A 17,840-nucleotide genomic window follows, 5' to 3' on the forward strand; every position below is an offset into this window, starting at 1 on the left:
GTATAATTGCCAGAGGAGCCAGAGCCGAACGGCTTGCCATCTTATCTGCATCGTAACCGAAATGAATAGCAATTGTTTCGGCGGCTGTCGAAAATGCTAAAAACCCAGATGAACTGAAAAGAAGCTGGCAACTATTGATTGATTCCAGTGATACCGGCAGACAGAGGTGAAGATGAAAGATGATTCCGGGCCTTGCAAAGCGATCACAAAGGCTGCCAATTCCTGGGCAGTGCAACCGAACCTCTTGGACTATGGCAAAACCTGTGACCAGTTTTCATGGGCAACAGCCCGTCGGGAATTGGACGGACTGCCGGAAAACAAGGGTTTGAACATCGCCCATGAGGCTGTAGACCGTCATGCCAATGGCCCGCGGGGTGACCGCCTGGCCATACGCTGGCTGGGCAAGGACGGCGGCGTTCGTGACTTCAGCTACTCAGACCTGAAGAGACAGAGCAACCGTTTTGCCAACGTGCTCAGGAAACTGGATATCGGCAGAGGAGAGCGGGTGTTCACCCTGGCAGGGCGGGTGCCCGAGCTATATTTCTCTGCCTTTGGCACCTGGAAGAACGGCAGCGTCTTCTGTCCACTGTTTTCCGCTTTTGGCTCGGAGCCAATCTATCAACGCCTGAGCAAGGGCGATGCCAAGGTCTTGGTAACCACCGAGCGGCTCTATAAACAGAAAGTCGCCGCTCTGCGCGAGCGACTGCCGCAGCTAAAACATATCCTGCTCATCGATGCGGCGCAAGATATCGGTGAAGGCCTCTGGTCGCTACCCAGACGTATGGAAGAGGCTGCGGACGCGTTTATCATTCCACCGACTGACCCGGAGGATATGGCGATTGTCCATTTTACCAGTGGTACCACGGGGATGCCGAAGGGTGCTGTTCATGTACACAATGCGGTGCTTACCCACTACCTGACCGGTAAGTACGTACTCGATTTTCACCCCGGAGATGTTTTCTGGTGCACCGCCGACCCGGGCTGGGTCTCCGGCACCTCCTACGGCATTATCGCCCCTCTCGTTCACGGCGTAACCAACATCATCGACGAAGCAGAGTTCGATGCCAAGCGCTGGTACCAGCTGCTGGAGGAGCAGCAGGTAAATATCTGGTACACAGCCCCCACAGCCATTCGGCGACTGATGCGCCTGGCCATCGATCCCACCAAACAATATGACCTGAGCCACCTGCGCTGCATCCATAGCGTCGGTGAACCGCTCAACCCCGAAGCCGTATCCTGGGGGCAGCAAAGTCTGGGCCTGCCGATCCATGACAACTGGTGGCAGACCGAAACAGGCGGCATTATGATCGCCAATTACCCAGCCGTAGACATCCGCCCTGGTTCTATGGGCTTACCGCTGCCGGGGATCGAGGCGGCGATCGTGCGGCGCGGCACCGGGGAAAGGGTCGAAGCAGTTACCGAACCGGGCACCCAGGGCGAACTGGCGTTGCGGCCCGGCTGGCCCTCCATGTTCCGTGCTTATCTTCATGAGGAGCAGCGCTACCGCAAATGCTTTGTCGGCGGCTGGTACATAACCGGTGATCTGGCTTATCGCGATGCGGACGGCTACTTCTGGTTTGTCGGCCGTGCCGATGACATTATCAACACCTCGGGCCATATGGTGGGACCGTTCGAAGTCGAAAGCGCGCTGATGGAGCATCCGGCGGTGACTGAAGCAGGCGTCATCGGCAAGCCCGAAGCATTGATTGGTGAGTTGGTCAAGGCCTTCGTCACCCTCAAGCCGGGCACAAAACCCAGCGAAGAGCTGCGTCTGGAACTCATCGGCTTCGCGCGCAAGAAGCTTGGCTCGGCGGTGGCTCCGAAAGAGATTGAATTCCGTAACAATCTGCCCAAGACCCGCAGCGGCAAGATCATGCGGCGGCTGCTCAAGGCGCGTGAGCTGGGGCTCGCCGAGGGCGACACATCGACACTGGAGGTAGACGAATGAAGGTAAAAGCAACAGGCGGCCCGGCAGGGGCCGGGGTTGATCCTGCGCATGCGCGACAGCTGCTGTACCAGATGGTGCGCATACGGCGTTTTGAAGAGAAGGCTGCTGAACTCTACACCAAGATGAAGATCCGCGGCTTTCTGCATCTCTATATTGGCGAAGAGGCGGTGGCCGCCGGCGTGAGCGCGGCGCTTGAACCGGAGGATGCCACAGTGGCCACCTACCGCGAACACGGCAACGCCTTGGCCCGTGGCATATCCGCCGGCGCCATCATGGCGGAAATGTACGGCAAACAGGAGGGCTGCAGCCGGGGCCGAGGCGGGTCGATGCACATATTTGACGACAAGACCCGGTTCTACGGCGGCAACGCCATCGTCGGCGGCGGCTTGCCACTGGCGGTGGGACTGGCCCTGGCTGACAAGATGCAGGGCAAAAAGCGTGTCACCTGCTGTTTCTTCGGTGACGGAGCCGTCTCCGAAGGGGAGTTTCACGAATCGATGAACCTGGCCGCCCTCTGGAACCTCCCGGTCCTTTTTATCTGCGAGAACAATCTTTATGCCATGGGCACCGCCTTGGAGCGGTCGCAGTCGGTCACCGATCTGACCCGTAAGGCGGTCAGCTACCGCATTGCCGCCTCAGCCGTGGACGGCATGGATGTACTTGCCGTTGAGGCGGCGGCCAATGAAGCTGTGAACGCTGTGCGCTCGGGACAAAAACCGTACTTTCTGGAGTGCCGCACCTACCGTTTCCGGGCCCATTCGATGTTTGATCCGGAACTCTATCGGTCCAAGGCCGAGGTCGAAAAATGGAAGAAGCGTTGCCCCATCAGTTCCTTCGTCAAACGCCTCAAGAAGCAGGACCTGCTGGACGATGGCGACGTGGAGGAACTGGAGCGGCAAGTTGCCAGGGAAATTGAAGAGGCGGTGGCTTTTGCCGAAAATGGTACCTGGGAGCCGGTGGAGGATCTGATGCGCTTTGTTTATTCGGAACGGGGGGCGGCATGAGCGAAAAAAGCATGGGGGGCGGCATGAGCGAAAAAAGCATGATTCAGACCACTTATCGAGAAGCTGTGCGGGCGGCGATGCGCGAAGCGATGCAACGGGACGAAAGAGTGTTTCTTTTGGGGGAGGATGTCGGCCGGTACGGTGGCTGCTTTGCGGTCAGCAAGGGGCTGCTCGAAGAGTTCGGCCCGGAGCGGATCATCGACACGCCCCTGTCGGAGTCGGCCTTCACCGGGGCCGGCATTGGGGCTGCCCTCGGCGGCATGCGTCCCATCGTGGAGATTATGACGGTCAACTTCAGCCTTTTGGCAGCCGATCAGATCATCAACAATGCCGCAACATTTCTGCATATGTCGGGCGGGCTGTTCAATGTTCCTCTGGTTATCCGCATGTCCACCGGCGGCGGCAAGCAGCTGGCGGCCCAGCACTCTCACAGCCTGGAGGGGTGGTATGCCCATATTCCCGGCATCAAGGTGTTGACCCCGGCAACCCTGGAGGATGCGCGAGGCATGCTCTGGACCGCCCTGGAAGACCCCGATCCGGTGCTCATCTTTGAACACCAGGGGTTGCTGAACATGGAGGGGCCGCTGGCGGCAGACGCAGGAGCCGTGGACATTGATAGGGCCTTGATACGCCGGCGAGGCCGTGACCTGACGATCATCACCTACGGCGCCAGCCTGTTCAAGGCTCTGGATGCGGCCGAAGCACTCGCCGGCGAAGGCATCGAGGCGGAAGTGATAGACCTGCGGACCCTGCGGCCGCTGGATGAGGAGACTTTCCTGTCCTCCATCGCAACTACGCACCGGGCACTGATCGTCGACGAAGGCTGGCGTAGCGGGGGAATTTCCGCAGAGATCAGTGCACGTATCATGGAAGGTGCCTTTTACGATCTGGATGCCCCCGTCGAGAGGATCTGTGGCGCCGAGGTGCCCATGCCCTACGCCAAACACATGGAGGAAGCTGCGATGCCGCAGGCTGAGACCATCGTCACAACCGCAAAAAGAATGGTAGGTTCCAATGACTGAGTTCCGCATGCCCAGCCTGGGGGCCGACATGAAAGAGGGGCGGCTGGTCGAATGGAAGGTCAAGCTGGGCGACCAGGTCAAACGCGGCGATATCATTGCCGAGGTGGAAACCGCAAAAGGGGTGATCGAGATCGAGGTGTTTACCGACGGCGTCATCGAGCAGATCCTGGTCCAGCGGGGCGAGAAGGTTCCCGTGGGCACTGTGCTGGCGACCATCCGTACTGCAGGGGAGCAGGGCAAGGTGCCGGGTGAAGCAGCGCCGCCAGAACCGGTGTTCAAGTACAAGGCCTGCCTGATCGCGGCGCACCGTGAGGAACCGGCGGCAGAACCGCCTCCGGCTGTGGCCACTGCAGCGGGCAAAAGGCTGAGAATCTCGCCTCTGGCACGCAAGCTGGCAGCTGAACTGGCTGTCGAGCTTAGCACGGTGCAGGGTACAGGGCAAGGCGGCGCCATCACCCACGCCGATATAAAACGTGCCGCAGCGACGAAAAAGGCATCCGCACCTCAGGTGCCATCTGCGCCAGGGGCCGCCATGCGGCAGGCCATTGCAACCGCAATGGCCCGGTCCAACCGCGAAATTCCTCATTACTACCTGGCCACCCGCATCGATATGAGCAATACCTTGCGCTGGCTGGAGGCAGAGAACAAGAAACGTTCTATCAAGGAGCGGATATTGCCTGTGGTGCCGCTGATCAAAGCCACCGCCCTGGCCCTGGCGAAGGTGCCGGAACTCAACGGCTACTGGGTCGACAATCGCCAACAGCCCGAGGAAGCGGTGCATATCGGCTTCGTTATCTCGCTTCGGCAGGGCGGCCTGGTGGCACCGGCCATTCACCATGCCGACCTCAAGAGCCTGCCCGAGCTGATGGAAGCCTTGTACGACCTGATTACCCGCGCCCGCAGCGGTCACCTGCGCAGCTCGGAGCTGACCGATGCTACCGTTACCATAACAAGCTTGGGGGACCTGGGTGTTGAGGTGGTTCATGGCGTCATCTATCCCCCCCAAATAGCGCTGGTCGGGTTCGGTAAAATCCTGGAGCAGCCTTGGGCCAAGGACGGTATGCTCGGCATTCGTCCCATCCTGACAGCCACTCTGGCCGCAGACCACCGTGCCACCGACGCCCATCGCGGGGCCCAGTTTCTGGAAGCCCTCAACCACCACCTGCAAAAGCCGGAAGAGTTATGACAGAAGAGCAAATCAAACAGACCATCCTCCGGGTCCTGCAGCCAATCACCCCCGAAGCCGATTTAGATGAGTTGGCTGCCGACGAGGACATGCAGGAGGCCCTGGACATCGACTCTTTTGATGTCCTCACTTTTTTCGTCAAGCTCTATGAAGAACTCGGGGTGGAAATTCCAGAGGAGGACTATGGACAGATCATTACCCTAAACGACCTCATCGGCTACCTCGCTGCCCGCATCGACTGAGGTTTGGCAGGCCGGCCTGCACCTTGCCAATGCCCGTAACCGATCCATAGCCTGTTTTCAGGTTTCAACAGCAGAGGTCAAGGATGGCCATGTTATTTATCGATAATTCCGGCATTACCGACCCGCGCCTCAACCTGGCTTTCGAAGAATATTGCCTGAGGAATCTTGATCCGCAGCATGACTACCTGCTGTTGTATATCAATGAGCCTGCTGTCATAATAGGAAGAAGCCAGAATGCGTTTCAGGAAATCGATCACGCATTCGTCAGACAGAAGGAGATTCATGTCGTTCGCAGGATTTCGGGAGGTGGCGCCGTCTACCATGACCACGGGAATCTGAATTTTAGCTTCATCACCAAATACGAAAAATCGAACATACTTAATTTCAAAAAAATCACCGCGCCGGTTATCAAGGCATTGCAGGGCCTGGGCGTTCCAGCAGAACTTTCCGAGAGAAACAATATCTTCGCTTTCGGCATGAAAATATCTGGAATGGCCCAATATTCAACGAAAAAGAGCATAGTCAGCCACGGAACACTGCTTTTTGATGTGGAGATGCAAGACTTGGCTCGCGCCCTGAAGGGGAAAGCGGAGCAGACTGACTCCAGGGGCGTACCATCCGTCAGAAGCAGGGTGACAAACATCTGCGAGCACCTTGTAGGCTACATGGATATGGACACTTTCAAGAACAGTATGCAGGATTCTATTTTTGCGCCGTACGGCGGCATGCGGGAAAAGAAACTGACCGACAAGGACTGGGAAAACATCCACCTGCTGTCCAAAGAGAAGTACCATGCCTGGGAATGGAACTATGGCAAATCCCCTGAATGCCGTATCCGCAGAACCGCCCGGTTGAATGACTGCCGGATTGACCTTGACCTAATGGTAAAGGGGGGGATTGTCAAAAACATCAAGATTTGTGGTGATAGTGCCTGTGGAAATGATATGGAAGGATTGGAAGCAGTGCTGACCGGTCGACGTTATGATATCGATGAATTCAAAAGGGCGCTATGTAGCGTCGATCTGCAGTGCTACTTCGGGCAACTGACGCCTGACAAGTTTGCGAACTGCCTTTGTGGCTGTTATCCGGAAGAATCTTGAGAGAAATACCAAGTCCACGACGATAGAGTGTTTATGTCTCTGGACCGGCACTTGACGCCGGGAAACACAGGGTCTGAATGGTTCCCTGGCGGTTAATTGGTGGGCAATGCTTTATAGGACTCAGTATACCCTATGTGGCAGGATAATTTTCGCCCTGGGACTACCTCTCCATCTCTGAACCAAAATATCGTTTCATTCGATAGACAAACTGGTTCCAGGTTTTCGCATTTTGATATTTTTCTCTTTGATGCTGATAAAGACTTCGTTGTTTCTCTCTTTTCTTCAAATAACGCTCATGCCTCGCACTATCTACACCTGCCTTACCAATCGCTTCGCCTTGATATTTCTCCTTTGTTTCATACTTTTCAGCTCTTTTTTCAAATTCACCGAACTTTTTTTCCAAAGAAGCTTTTGAAAATTCACGCCCCAAGCTACTGGCCTTGATGTGGTTTTGCTTTACCGATCCGATAGCAGAAATAACACAACCGTTGCCCCTTAACCTTATAGTTAAACCATAAATCGAGAACCCTTCCTGCAACTCCTGCCACGTTGTGGCCCTCTCTAAAATATCCCTTAAAGGCTCTTTACGATCTAACACATAGTTGAGCAACGACTGCTTCCCTGCATGAGCATCTACGTTCTGGGCCTTGCTGTTAGAAGCTTGTTCTCCTGCCTTTTCTTTTATCGACCCCACTATTTTCAAATTGTTTTCAATTTCTAGCTCTCTGCAAAGTTGAGTACATTTGATTTTATCCCAACCAGGGCTATTCTTTTTTTTCGTTAAAGGATCAATCATATTATAGGCAATATGAATATGCATATTGCTGGTATTATCATGAATTCCGCAGTGTCGCTGGTGTTCAGCAAAGCCAAGTATTTCAGCAAAATTTTGCTCAACTTTTTTAGAAAATTCTACATCTATTTTTTGTCGATCTTCTGGAGGAAATGAGATAATCAAGTGGTAGGTGTTCCCCTGGACGCGACGGTTAAAACTCTGTGTAACAACCACTTCATCAATCGCTAAATTATAATCATCTTCGATTGCTCCCCCGACAGTCCATGTTGCCAGACACTTTTCGCCATCGTTGTTGGCATCAGCGATGTAGTTTGCCAACTTGCGATAAGACCCCTTTGCGCCTTTAGCCTGCTCAATCTTACATATCATCTCAAGCTATCTTTCATCTTATTTATAATAGGGATTAATTTTTTTTGCGTCGATTCAATCTCTTTCAGTATCCTCCTTAACTCTATCGGATCAAAGTTAGTTGGGCTGTTGCCGCTCAAAGAAAATTTAAACAGCCCTCCAAGCCTCCCCAGATCCCCATTGACCTTCAAAAGATCCAGAAAAGATTGTCTTCCCTCCATAGAGTCAATTCTTTTACCCAATAAAGCCCTGCGGATAAACTCAGACTGCGTTAACCCCGTATAATCAACTTTCTTGACAATCAACTCATATTCCTGAAGGGTGACATGTGCCTTCAGAGTACGATTTCTAACCACTTTCTTTCCAACCATTTTAATTCCTCAATGGAGTGTAATTTACGTTGAGCCGAAGGCGAATAAGCCCCTCTCAGGATGAGCAAGAGGAAAGACCGGCAGACAAAGTGGGCCACTTTCCACATCTTGCCAGTTACCATCCACCGCCTTTGCTTGCTGGATGCTTGCTCGTTGCTTGCTGAATGCCGTTTATATATTCTTGCGCCCTGCCTTTGATTATGTCTTTAACCTCAATAAGACAGATATTTAAAGAGTAAATGTTCTTTAAATTGAAAAAAAAAGACCACTCATAAACAGCAATGAATAAGCAGTCAGCAAGCGACGAGCAAGCAATGGATAAGCAATCAGTAAGCATCCAGCAAGCAATTCACTTTTTATTAACAGAAATAGCCACTCTCTCCATTTAGAATGTTTATAGTTAGGTTTATCTACATTTCCCCTCTGCTAATTGCATTAAACGCAGGCTTTTTACATCAAATTTCACCACCCTAAAACATGTTTGCTTTTATGTTTGTTAAATTGTTTATTTATATGTTTATGTTTATGTTTTCTTGTTTGTTTGCTTTTCTTTATGAAAACGAGGTTACTTTTGTAGCTGAGACACCACCAAAAATAGTCCTCCACAAGACCTTTTTCCTGTGAAAAGAAAGTTTAACCATGTGGCCATACCTCCTTGCCTGAAAACTACTTTCTTGTTTTGTTTACAAACTTATTTTTTGTTTTAATCACAAACTACTTTTTTGTTTTATTACAGGTTTCTTTTTAAGTGACAAATCTTCTGCCACCCTCCCCAAAAAGGACCATTGTAAACTAAGTAATTTCTGCCTATGCCATCAAAAAAAGTGAGTTATCTTATAAAGAAATCGCGTTTTTCAAAGGAAAAATTGTAAGAGTCTTGCAAGAGGCTGGGGACAAATAGTTCCGCTAATCGTCGAAGATGATGGGACGGATCTCTTCTCACGTCCAAACCAAACTACAACATTCCCCTTGCCAAAAAAAAAAGCATTAGGTAGTTTCAGGCTGTGCTAGAAAAAAGCACAATGGGTTTGGTAGCCTATCCTGTCACCGGCGAATGTACACACGTCACCAGTCTCTATTTTATAGGTGGTTTTTTTTATGCCTTTTGTTTATGGCTGTAGTATTGTGTAGACATTTATCACAGCATTGAACCGCACAGAATTTCTAGGGCGGGCTATATGTGGGAGCTTCGGCTCGCTGGTTCCGGTGACCAGCCTACCAACCCATATAGTCCCGCCCTTTTTTTGTTTGGTAGCAAGAAAAGGCGATAAAGCTCATCTTAACACCGGACATCGCTATGATAAAACGAGGTTTCAGCAATATTTTTTCAGAGAAGACATTTGCAAGCAACGAACAATTCAACACCGCCTGCAGACAGCTCAGAATCACTCAAGACGTACAATTAATCTACTCAAGCCTTCATTGGCTTTCAGTCAAGACGGGCTATGCATGGCCTTCTCAGGGCTTTCTCGCCAACGAGATAGGACGCTCACTTCGTACCGTTAAATCACATATAGCCAAGCTCAAGAGCCTTGGACTCATAACCGTCAAGCAACGCAACAACGGGCAGACTGCCTTATACTATCCACTGCCTTTAAGCGAAGTAGCAGAACACCTCCCAGGATGCTCCCAGAGCCAAGCTGATGAGATCAACGGGCAGGGTAAAGAAACCATCTCTCAGAAGGGCAATAAGTGCACCACCACGAGGCACGATTCTGCCCACCTCCATAATATAGAGATTAGTACAAGTACTATTCCCCCTAAATCCCCCCCGGGGGAAGAGGCTGAGATGTCCTTCCTGAAACTGTGGAAGGTGTGGCCCATCCAACAGGCGAAGAAGTCAGCCCGTAGAATCTTCATGCGTCTCTACCGTCGTGGAATTATTCCTTCCGTGGAACACCTTTTGAAAATTGTGCAGAACCTAAAGCAGTACGACAGGGCATGGATGAACGGCAAGGTTGCACAACTTCACCGATGGTTACGAGATGAAAGATGGACTGATAAGGCCTTTGCAGGCCTACAGCCTGCCCCTGTGGCAGCACCCAAAGTCTCTAAGGTGATAGAACCTGAATTCACACCAGAAGAGCATAGGGCAAGGTCCAGCTATCTGGAACTGTCAGTGGCGGTTATGACCCGGAGGGCCTCCACCGCATTGGATCATATCACAGAGAAGATTGTAGAAGGGTTAGGAGGGCTCCAGGGCTTACGAAAGAAGGGAATGAGGTGTTTGCCTATGGCAGATTTCCTCAAGGCATACAGAAGCTTGCAGGCTTTTTAAGAACTCAGGTTGACGTTGTTGAGCAATTCTAAATTGAAAATTTTCCTCTTCTGGTCTTCTTTTCCTTTTGCCACTCCTTTACTGCGGGTAAAAGGAGATATGGAGATGTTTTTGAAGAGGTTCGTTCAGCATGGTAGGGTTTGGTAATCGCCTAACATGGGCAAGCAGAGACACCCCAAAGCCGTGCTACTTTATCATCACTGCTTATAGTCAATATTAAGAACAAATTTTGAGGGCTTTATGATTAGAACAATACGGTGTCAAAGCCGTTGCACGACCCAAAGTCAAGGCACTGAAACACCTTGATTTACCAGGGATATGCGGCAAACAAATCGTCAAATCAGAAACGAAATTAGTGTTTAAGAACACACAAAAAAACCTTCAAGAAATTGGCTGATATGTAATGGCTATAGAAATAAACAACTACATATTAGAGCCTGAGCCAGGGATTAAAGGCTCTATTGATAGAGCCTAAACTTCAAGTTATCTTGGAGATATAGTAAAGTCCAGCCGATATCCAAGTTTTTCAACATACTTCTCAATCGTTGAAATTTTAGGCGATATTTTCGAATCTACGTTTTCCAACCTTGATATATTGCTTTTTTTGGTGCCAAGAAGTTCAGCAAGTTCCTCCTGGGTAAAACCCGCATCTTTTCGTAATTTTATAAGTTGCTTCCTCAGGGCATAAACAGGTGCAAGCCGTTCATATTCAGCCTTAACCTCTTCTTTTTTTAAAGCCTTTTTCTTAAAATTCTTTATAGAAGGTCTCATTTATTTCACCTTTTTTAACCTTTTGGTAGCTACCTTAATTTCCTTCTGAGGCGTTTTTTGCGACTTTTTTACAAAAGAGTGAAGGATAATAATCTCTCTTCCTTTAAGGGTGCCAAAAAAAGATCTTCCTATTCCTTCTTTTCCTCTAGCTCGTATCTCAAAAAGTCCATTGCCAAATGCTTTAGTGTATGGTTCACCTAAAGATGGCCCAAGGTCCTCCATCATATCAACTATATGAATGAAATTAGCCAATATTCCTGCGGAAAACGCTAAGGTTCTCTTCTCCACTTTTTCACTATAAAAGCTTATTTTCCATTTCATACCCATCATGTTATCATATATGATTACTTTTATCAATACTCTCTTCCTCTCTTAAAACTTGAAGTGTAATCGGGAGTACCTGATTACATAAACTTCTCGTGGAGATGGGGATCTCTCTCGATGCTGGCAAATTATCATGGTAAGCTTGCATGCTTTTGTACGAGTAAAGCTAAAACGACTTTAACAGAAACTTTAAGTTTTATCTTACACGAGGGCCTTTTCAAGGCACCTCCGTCACTCTCCATAAACCGCGCAACTTCATCTGCCAATAACTAGCCGTTTTCTCGTATGTATTCTTTATGATTTAAACCAATTCACCATTGACATCTGAGGAGAGTTAGGCTAACATTAATGTAAACAAAATGTTTACATGTTTACAGTTGTATACGCCCAAAAACACTGGGTTTAATGTTTACACTAAAAAGGGGATTGGAAATGGCAACACCACTTAGCATGAGGGTTAGCGAAGAAGTTAAGGAATCTTTTGGACTTTTAAAGGCCAGCTCTGGAATGACGCCAGAGGATCTTATGCTCTCTATGATGGAGAACTTTAAAGCGTCTAGGGATGAGATGAATAGCCCAGTTTCCAAAGAGCTGACCAAGGTCAAACAGGTTTTTGCCACGGCTGAGCGAGTGGTTGCTGCGTTTTTGGAAATAGCTGAGAATGACAAAATTTCTGCTATTGATCACTTGGCAGCTGAAAAAATTGTTTACCTGGAGGCTATTAAAGAGCTGAAAGAGACGAATGCAGAACTGGTACAAGATAAGGCGGCATTGCAGGCTGCCAGTGTAGACCAACGGACACAGCTGGGTGACCAGGTTGAAGAACTTGAGTCTATTAAAGGTCGACTAGAGGACACCTCGTCACTCAAAGAAGCATGGGGAAAAGCAGAGACCACTTATCAGGCTCGGATCACCGAGCTTGATGTGGAAGCGCAGGCCTCTCGGCAACTTGCTACTAATAAAGCCGCCCTTGAAAAAAATGTGGCCGAATTAAAACCGTTTCAGGAATTGGCAGCTAATTTCAAAAAAGAGCTTGGCGAGACCCAAAAACAGGTAGTTGCTCATCAAAAAGATATAGATGTTCTGCAAAAGAAGACTAACGAATTAGACACAAAAAACGCTGTATTGGCTGAACAAAAAAAATCATGTGAGGCTCAGGCCACGACTCAAATTGCATCCCTGGAGCGAGAAATTGCATTGTTGGAACGGGAAAATCAGAGTCTGAGTGGGCAGGTGTCTCTTCTCACTGAAACGCTGTCAAAATCTAACGAAGTCAAAAAATAAATTATAAAGCGGGGATCGGCTTCCCGCTTATTTCTTTACCTTCGAGGCCGTGGTCCAGAGCACCTGGACCAATGAGAATACAGGGATAAAGATGGCACAGTTCACCTCTCCCTGCAGGATGCCATGGGCCACCGGACCTTCGATGCCTACGATTTTTGTGCTTCACGCCATGGGCAGATCCTTCCCTTCCATGGTGAGCGAGCCATGGGCCACCCCGTACTCCACCAACGATGTGGCATTTTACCCTAGCAGTAATAAGCGCAGGTTTCCCGAAGCGCTGAAGAGGGTGCAGGTTCACACCACCTACTATAAGGATAAAATCCTCAAGGTGAACTAGCATGACTAAAGATAGCCAAGAATTTGATTTCAACTCAGCCCTCAAAGCGCTTAAAGAGGGTAAGCCGCTACATGGCCCGCCCCCTTAATAAAAAAACTTGCTGAAACAGCTCTTGAAGGTGAACTTGATTCTCACCTCGCCCAGACAATCACAGCTAATCGCAAGAACGGTAAAGGAAAAAAGACCATTAAATCAATGGATGGCAACTTCGACCTTAAAACTCCAAGAGATCGTGATGGCAGCTTTACTCCCCAGCTTATCAAAAAGCATCAAACCACCCTGAGTGATGCTCTAGAGCAAAAAATCATTGCCCTTTATGGCCTTGGAATGAGCTACCGGGATATATCATCTCATATTGAAGATATGTATGGCCTAGAGGTCTCAACAGGCACTCTCAGCACAGTAACAGATAAGATATTACACACCGTTAAAGAATGGCAAGCACGGCCATTAGAGCGTGTGTACCCCATCGTTTGGCTGGATGCTATTCATTATAAAATTCGTGAACAAGGGACGGTGGTTAGCAAAGCCGTGTACACTATCCTGGGATTGAATATTGAAGGTAAGAAAGAAGTTCTTGGCTTAACAATTTCTGACAGCGAAGGGGCTAAGTTTTGGCTCCAGGTTTTAACTGATCTTGCGAACAGAGGCGTTGAAGATATTCTTATCGCCTGTGTTGATGGGCTGAAAGGCTTCCCAGAGGCCATAGAAGTTGTTTTTCCACAAACTGAAATACAGCTCTGCATAGTGCACCAGATCCGCAACTCCTTGAAATATGTAGGCTCGAAAAACCAGAAGGAATTTATGGTAGATCTCAAACGAGTCTACAAAGCAACAACGAAAGATCTGGCTGAATCTGAGTTGGATATCTTAGAAGAAAAATGGAACGAAAAATACCCTATAGTCATAAAATCATGGAGAAATAACTGGGAAAGATTAAGCCATTATTTTAAATATCCAGAAGATATCAGGCGCATCATCTATACGACTAACACCATTGAGGCAGTGCATGGCCTTGTTGCACAAATAGAAGTTGCTAGCATTGCTCGATGATGTTTTCTTGTAACACACAGAAAACATTGGGAGAGTTATGAGAGAGCGCAGGGGAAAAATCAAAAATTGGCCGGAATATAACAGAGCATTGAAGCAACGAGGCTCGGTGACATTTTGGGTGGACAAGAAAGCGATTGAAAGTTGGTACAGTACGACTGTATCAGAGCAGCGTGGCCGTGTCGCAAGTACGCGGATGATGCACGACCTGTTTGATGTGGAACCATTTATGGACTGTCTCTCAAGGGTACAGAAGGTTTTCTAAATTCACTTTTTGAACTGATGGATATCGACCTCCAGGCACCTGATTATACAAGTGCCAGCAGGCGTGCCCAAACAGTTAAGGTAAATTACAGGCTACCAAGCCGTGGGCCGATTAAGCATATCGTCATCGATTCAACGGGCCTTAAAGTCTACGGAGAAGGAGAATGGCGTGTACGGAAGCACGGTGCAGGAAAACGTAGAACTTGGCGTAAGCTTCATCTTGCTATTGATACAGAAACTCATCAAATTATAAGTGGTGAAATTTCGATGGAGTGGGTGCATGATTCCAAGGTGTTGGGGCCGTTATTAAATCCTCTTCGACGACGCATAGAGCAGATATCAGGCGATGGTGCCGGATACGAAAGAGTGCTATGCCGTGGCCGAGAGAAAAGGTGCTATTGTAACTATTCCACCACGGAAAAATGCTGCTATGTGGGAGGAAGGCCATCCAAGAAATGAGGCTGTAGGAGCATTGCGAAAAGGTGAGTTAAAAGAGTGGAAAGCAAGCACAGCGTATCATCAAAGGTCTCTTGCTGAAACAGCGATGTATCGCTACAAACAGTTGATCAGTGGTAAATTAAGCCTCCGCGAGGAGGCAAGCAGGTAGGGCTGCGATCAAGGCTTTGAACAAAATTAATACGTTAGGGATGCCTGTTCGAGAGGCTGTTTGCTAAGATGGAATGGCGTAGAGGGATGATAGTTTTCTTTCCTCATGATTTATGCAACAAGGCCGCAGTGCATCGCCAATTTCGTAAGTTAACAAAAACAAAGGGCGCTTTTCCCAATAAAGATAGTTTGCTGAAATTGCTGTATTTAGGCATCCAGAATGCGAGTAAAAAATGGACTATGCCCATCCAAAACTGGGCATTAACAATTTCTCAGTTGGTGATCTACTTTGAGGGAAGACTGGATAAGGATCTGAAACTTTGATACAGTGTGACTCTCTCCAGCAAAAAGCCAGCGCCTCCGACGGGTGTGTTTGCCTGGCCCATTCTCGGCGCTGACTTTGACTTCCGTTCCGATGATGATAATGGAGATTACAAATTGACACGGAATCTTGAACACTCCCCATCAACTATTTTTTCTTCCTGTCTGTCTTCTGCTCAGCTACAATTTTTTTATTTTCATCTTCTGAAACAGTCATATAGATATGTGCTTTTTCAACCACTAATACATAATTTCTATTTAAAGAAAAGCCGTAAGTCTTTATCATCATATTATTATCTTCATTGATCTTTTTTACTGCAACATCAATCTCTTTTTTCAGGCTCATTTTTAGGTCTTTGGTTTGGGCCTGCTTTAACTGATTTTGTAGCTGAATAACTCGCTGTCGCTCCAGCTGCATAATCTGAACATTTTTTTGAAATTCCTGATTAGCTTCAACAGAGCTCAAGGTACTGACTTTTACCAATTTTTGTTCCACTTGCTGGGGATTCTCAACCTTGGTTTTGTGTTCTTCCTTCTTCTTTTCAGCTGAAACGGGGTTACATGCACACAAAAACAATACAGCCACAAATAAGCTAACAAATTTTATAGTATTTCCACCTAAACGCATGAAACCTCCTCCTAATTAAGTTAATAAGCAATCACCAGTCCTAAATGAAGCCGAGAGTTAGCACCCAAGGCAATATCCTTACCACAATCTTGAATACCATAATCAAGATGTAATGAAATGTTAGAACCGAAATTATAGCGTAATCCCAAACCATAACCAGAAAGGGTTTCATTCCTGTCTATATAATCGTTACGGCCAAAACCATAATCCCAAAATGCTAAAAGCTGTAACATCCCTAAATCTTTTTGGTAATTCATAAAATCTGCAAGAGAAAGACTTGGTGTTAGTATTTCATTTCTTAATAACAGGCCACTATCAATATTCACCTCACGCTCAGGAAAGCCTCGAATAGTGGAATAACCGCCAAGCCCGATCTGCTCACTACCGAGAAGCTGCCCGTTAGCCAACTGACCATGCGCCTTATTGCTTAGAGCAAATCCAAATGGCAGGGTCGTTAATCTATCAATATCAAGATTACAATAGAGATAATCTGCAGAGGCACCTTCCTGGTAGTTATTAAAATATTCATCAGTATTATATCTCAACAAATTTCCAGGACTCACCACAGCCTGTAAATTAAACGCTGTCATTCCCAAGCCATCTGGTAAAGAGCCATTATATCCTGCAATCACCTGTAAAATTTCTACATCTTTATTAAATACGGGAGAGGCAGAAAAGCCAAGATTACTATTGCTAAACTTATAGTCAACTCCAAGAAACACGCTGTGGAGATACTTTTCTGTAGGATCTAGATCCAGTATATAGCGAGCGCTTAATTCGAAACTTTCTGCTTCCAAATCATAGGGATCAAGATTGGGATTACTCTCTGCATAGGCCGCAAAAAAGTTTATTGTTTGACGATAACTTATTGGAAGCTCGTAATGAAGAGAATGTGCATTCATGCTTTTGTAATTATCACTACTGGTAAATTGATAATCAAGCAGATGTCCAAGGCCAAAGGCATTTCCCCAATTCAAGCCGGCAAAATAGCGATCATAGCCCGTATTCCCAGTACCGGTGTTTTCATATCCACCATACAAACGGAGAGGAAATCTATCCTCTGTACGTAATACAACATCTGTTTTTCCCTGTTCTTCACCTCGTATAAGCACCAAATCAACCCTGCGAAAAGGATTTTTATTAATTTTGTTAATATCTTCGGCTAACATATTACCACGAATGGGATCACCAGGTTTGGCCCGCACCTGTTTTGCTATCATCTCACTCTCAAACCATTCATTGCCCTCAACCCGTATCTCGCCAACATGACCTTCCCGAACAACAATTTGAATTGTTCCACCCGTTATATCCTGTTCTGGCACATAGACATCAACGACGGGGGTTGATTGAGAACGAAAATAAACAACAACACTTTTCAACATATCGTTCAGTTTCTCTAAACTCAAGGGCTCATTTAAAAAAACATTCATCTCTTTAAAAAAAGATTCGGGCATATATCCATCTGTCAATATGCCTTCCATATTTATTCCGTTTTTGAGAACTTTTTCTGGGGTTCTCAAAAAAATCAAACCTGTTAATCGTTTTAGGATAATGCGTTGAGGGTCAGATGATTTCACCTCTTGCAGAGAAACATCTGTGGGGACTTCAATTGGTTTTGCATTACTCTCAAGCTTTTTAGGAGCTACAAGTTTAAGATCCTGCGCATAAGTGGCTGGACAACCAATAACAATTAATAACAGCCCAGTGGTCAATGTCTGCAGAAGACGTTGGTAACATACTAATGCCATTCAAATTCTCCCTAAATTATCCTTCTGGTTCGTTTATTTGTTCCACAGGAGGTCGGGCAGGGGGGGGGCGAGCACACACCATCAGGGGGTGCCTAAGCAAAAAAAACATTTCTGCCCTGTAATCATTATTGCAACCACCATTGTCAACAGAGGAAGCCATTACTATTCAAAGGATAATCTTATAAAAAACGACATCTCAAACATAATGCTGG

General features: G+C 47.6%; 15 protein-coding genes and 4 pseudogenes. 13 read left to right on the plus strand and 6 right to left on the minus strand.

The features are described 5' to 3' along the window. The first annotated feature begins 172 nt into the window (after nucleotides 1–172). The 6 genes from acsA (at nucleotide 173) to DP_RS15990 (ending at nucleotide 6,502) form a co-directional block, all read left to right on the plus strand. Entirely contained in the window at nucleotides 173–1,948 is a 1,776-nt protein-coding gene (gene acsA / locus DP_RS15965; RefSeq protein ID WP_011190396.1) for an acetate--CoA ligase, read from the plus strand. Continuing rightward, nucleotides 1,945–2,952, plus strand: coding sequence for a pyruvate dehydrogenase (acetyl-transferring) E1 component subunit alpha (gene pdhA, locus DP_RS15970; protein WP_011190397.1), 1,008 nt, complete (start codon nucleotides 1,945–1,947; stop codon nucleotides 2,950–2,952). Before acsA ends, pdhA begins: the two co-directional genes overlap by 4 nt. Then, the gene (locus tag DP_RS15975) at nucleotides 2,949–3,974 is read left to right on the plus strand and encodes an alpha-ketoacid dehydrogenase subunit beta (protein ID WP_011190398.1); all 1,026 of its coding nucleotides are present in this window, start codon (nucleotides 2,949–2,951) and stop codon (nucleotides 3,972–3,974) included. The genes pdhA and DP_RS15975 overlap by 4 nt, the downstream gene beginning before the upstream one ends. Beyond that, nucleotides 3,967–5,160: a dihydrolipoamide acetyltransferase family protein gene (locus DP_RS15980; protein ID WP_011190399.1), complete on the plus strand. Its 1,194-nt coding sequence runs from the start codon at nucleotides 3,967–3,969 to the stop codon at nucleotides 5,158–5,160. The genes DP_RS15975 and DP_RS15980 overlap by 8 nt, the downstream gene beginning before the upstream one ends. Then, complete coding sequence (locus DP_RS15985) at nucleotides 5,157–5,402, plus strand: acyl carrier protein (RefSeq protein ID WP_011190400.1); 246 nt, start codon at nucleotides 5,157–5,159, stop codon at nucleotides 5,400–5,402. The genes DP_RS15980 and DP_RS15985 overlap by 4 nt, the downstream gene beginning before the upstream one ends. A gap of 89 nt (nucleotides 5,403–5,491) precedes the next feature. Continuing rightward, nucleotides 5,492–6,502, plus strand: coding sequence for a lipoate--protein ligase (locus tag DP_RS15990; RefSeq protein ID WP_041279053.1), 1,011 nt, complete (start codon nucleotides 5,492–5,494; stop codon nucleotides 6,500–6,502). Nucleotides 6,503–6,662: 160 nt separating this feature from the next. Here the strand turns inward: DP_RS15990 and traI are convergent, their stop codons facing one another. After that, complete coding sequence (gene traI, locus DP_RS15995; protein ID WP_011190402.1) at nucleotides 6,663–7,667, minus strand: TraI/MobA(P) family conjugative relaxase; 1,005 nt, start codon at nucleotides 7,665–7,667, stop codon at nucleotides 6,663–6,665. Further along, entirely contained in the window at nucleotides 7,664–8,017 is a 354-nt protein-coding gene (locus DP_RS16000) for a plasmid mobilization protein (protein WP_011190403.1), read from the minus strand. The genes traI and DP_RS16000 overlap by 4 nt, the downstream gene beginning before the upstream one ends. 1,297 nt (nucleotides 8,018–9,314) lie before the next feature. On the opposite strand from DP_RS16000, the gene DP_RS17200 reads away from it, so the two are divergent. Continuing rightward, on the plus strand, nucleotides 9,315–10,295 hold the full coding sequence (locus DP_RS17200; RefSeq protein ID WP_011190404.1) for a helix-turn-helix domain-containing protein: 981 nt from the start codon (nucleotides 9,315–9,317) through the stop codon (nucleotides 10,293–10,295). Between the two features lie 244 nt (nucleotides 10,296–10,539). Beyond that, nucleotides 10,540–10,699 (plus strand): annotated as a pseudogene (locus DP_RS19330) (acetyltransferase); the annotation flags it as partial. A gap of 79 nt (nucleotides 10,700–10,778) precedes the next feature. Here the strand turns inward: DP_RS19330 and DP_RS18280 are convergent. Both DP_RS18280 and DP_RS18285 read right to left on the minus strand, forming a co-directional pair. Then, a complete protein-coding gene (locus tag DP_RS18280; protein WP_011190405.1) occupies nucleotides 10,779–11,066 on the minus strand; it encodes a helix-turn-helix domain-containing protein in 288 nt (95 codons plus the stop codon). After that, the gene (locus tag DP_RS18285; protein WP_322740884.1) at nucleotides 11,067–11,423 is read right to left on the minus strand and encodes a type II toxin-antitoxin system RelE/ParE family toxin; all 357 of its coding nucleotides are present in this window, start codon (nucleotides 11,421–11,423) and stop codon (nucleotides 11,067–11,069) included. It abuts the gene before it with no gap. A gap of 399 nt (nucleotides 11,424–11,822) precedes the next feature. On the opposite strand from DP_RS18285, the gene DP_RS16020 reads away from it, so the two are divergent. From DP_RS16020 to DP_RS16045, 5 genes and pseudogenes are all read left to right on the plus strand, one after another. Continuing rightward, nucleotides 11,823–12,674, plus strand: coding sequence for a coiled-coil domain-containing protein (locus DP_RS16020; RefSeq protein WP_041279010.1), 852 nt, complete (start codon nucleotides 11,823–11,825; stop codon nucleotides 12,672–12,674). A 142-nt stretch (nucleotides 12,675–12,816) separates the two neighbouring features. Beyond that, nucleotides 12,817–13,011, plus strand: coding sequence for a hypothetical protein (locus DP_RS18135; RefSeq protein WP_156792388.1), 195 nt, complete (start codon nucleotides 12,817–12,819; stop codon nucleotides 13,009–13,011). 1 nt (nucleotide 13,012) lies between these two features. Then, nucleotides 13,013–14,022 (plus strand): annotated as a pseudogene (locus DP_RS18705) (IS256 family transposase); the annotation flags it as partial. 79 nt (nucleotides 14,023–14,101) lie between these two features. Next, a pseudogene (locus tag DP_RS17205) lies at nucleotides 14,102–14,999 on the plus strand (IS5 family transposase). Nucleotides 15,000–15,057: 58 nt separating this feature from the next. Further along, nucleotides 15,058–15,255, plus strand: a pseudogene (locus DP_RS16045) (IS256 family transposase); the annotation flags it as partial. A 145-nt stretch (nucleotides 15,256–15,400) separates the two neighbouring features. Here the strand turns inward: DP_RS16045 and DP_RS16050 are convergent. Further along, entirely contained in the window at nucleotides 15,401–15,880 is a 480-nt protein-coding gene (locus tag DP_RS16050) for a hypothetical protein (protein WP_041279015.1), read from the minus strand. Nucleotides 15,881–15,900: 20 nt separating this feature from the next. Further along, nucleotides 15,901–17,628, minus strand: coding sequence for a ShlB/FhaC/HecB family hemolysin secretion/activation protein (locus tag DP_RS16055; RefSeq protein ID WP_011190413.1), 1,728 nt, complete (start codon nucleotides 17,626–17,628; stop codon nucleotides 15,901–15,903). Between the last annotated feature and the right edge of the window lie 212 nt (nucleotides 17,629–17,840).

Origin of the sequence: Desulfotalea psychrophila LSv54, from assembly GCF_000025945.1 — a bacterium.
Lineage (GTDB): Bacteria > Desulfobacterota > Desulfobulbia > Desulfobulbales > Desulfocapsaceae > Desulfotalea > Desulfotalea psychrophila.

Coding starts and splice junctions, on each gene's coding strand:
- traI (WP_011190402.1), bottom strand. CDS start 7,667: ATGATATGTAAGATTGAGCAGGCTAAAGGCGCAAAGGGGTCTTATCGC.
- DP_RS15980 (WP_011190399.1), top strand. CDS start 3,967: ATGACTGAGTTCCGCATGCCCAGCCTGGGGGCCGACATGAAAGAGGGG.
- DP_RS16020 (WP_041279010.1), top strand. CDS start 11,823: ATGGCAACACCACTTAGCATGAGGGTTAGCGAAGAAGTTAAGGAATCT.
- DP_RS15975 (WP_011190398.1), top strand. CDS start 2,949: ATGAGCGAAAAAAGCATGGGGGGCGGCATGAGCGAAAAAAGCATGATT.
- pdhA (WP_011190397.1), top strand. CDS start 1,945: ATGAAGGTAAAAGCAACAGGCGGCCCGGCAGGGGCCGGGGTTGATCCT.
- DP_RS18135 (WP_156792388.1), top strand. CDS start 12,817: ATGCCTACGATTTTTGTGCTTCACGCCATGGGCAGATCCTTCCCTTCC.
- DP_RS15985 (WP_011190400.1), top strand. CDS start 5,157: ATGACAGAAGAGCAAATCAAACAGACCATCCTCCGGGTCCTGCAGCCA.
- DP_RS16055 (WP_011190413.1), bottom strand. CDS start 17,628: ATGGCATTAGTATGTTACCAACGTCTTCTGCAGACATTGACCACTGGG.
- DP_RS16050 (WP_041279015.1), bottom strand. CDS start 15,880: ATGCGTTTAGGTGGAAATACTATAAAATTTGTTAGCTTATTTGTGGCT.
- DP_RS17200 (WP_011190404.1), top strand. CDS start 9,315: ATGATAAAACGAGGTTTCAGCAATATTTTTTCAGAGAAGACATTTGCA.
- DP_RS18280 (WP_011190405.1), bottom strand. CDS start 11,066: ATGAGACCTTCTATAAAGAATTTTAAGAAAAAGGCTTTAAAAAAAGAA.
- DP_RS16000 (WP_011190403.1), bottom strand. CDS start 8,017: ATGGTTGGAAAGAAAGTGGTTAGAAATCGTACTCTGAAGGCACATGTC.
- acsA (WP_011190396.1), top strand. CDS start 173: ATGAAAGATGATTCCGGGCCTTGCAAAGCGATCACAAAGGCTGCCAAT.
- DP_RS15990 (WP_041279053.1), top strand. CDS start 5,492: ATGTTATTTATCGATAATTCCGGCATTACCGACCCGCGCCTCAACCTG.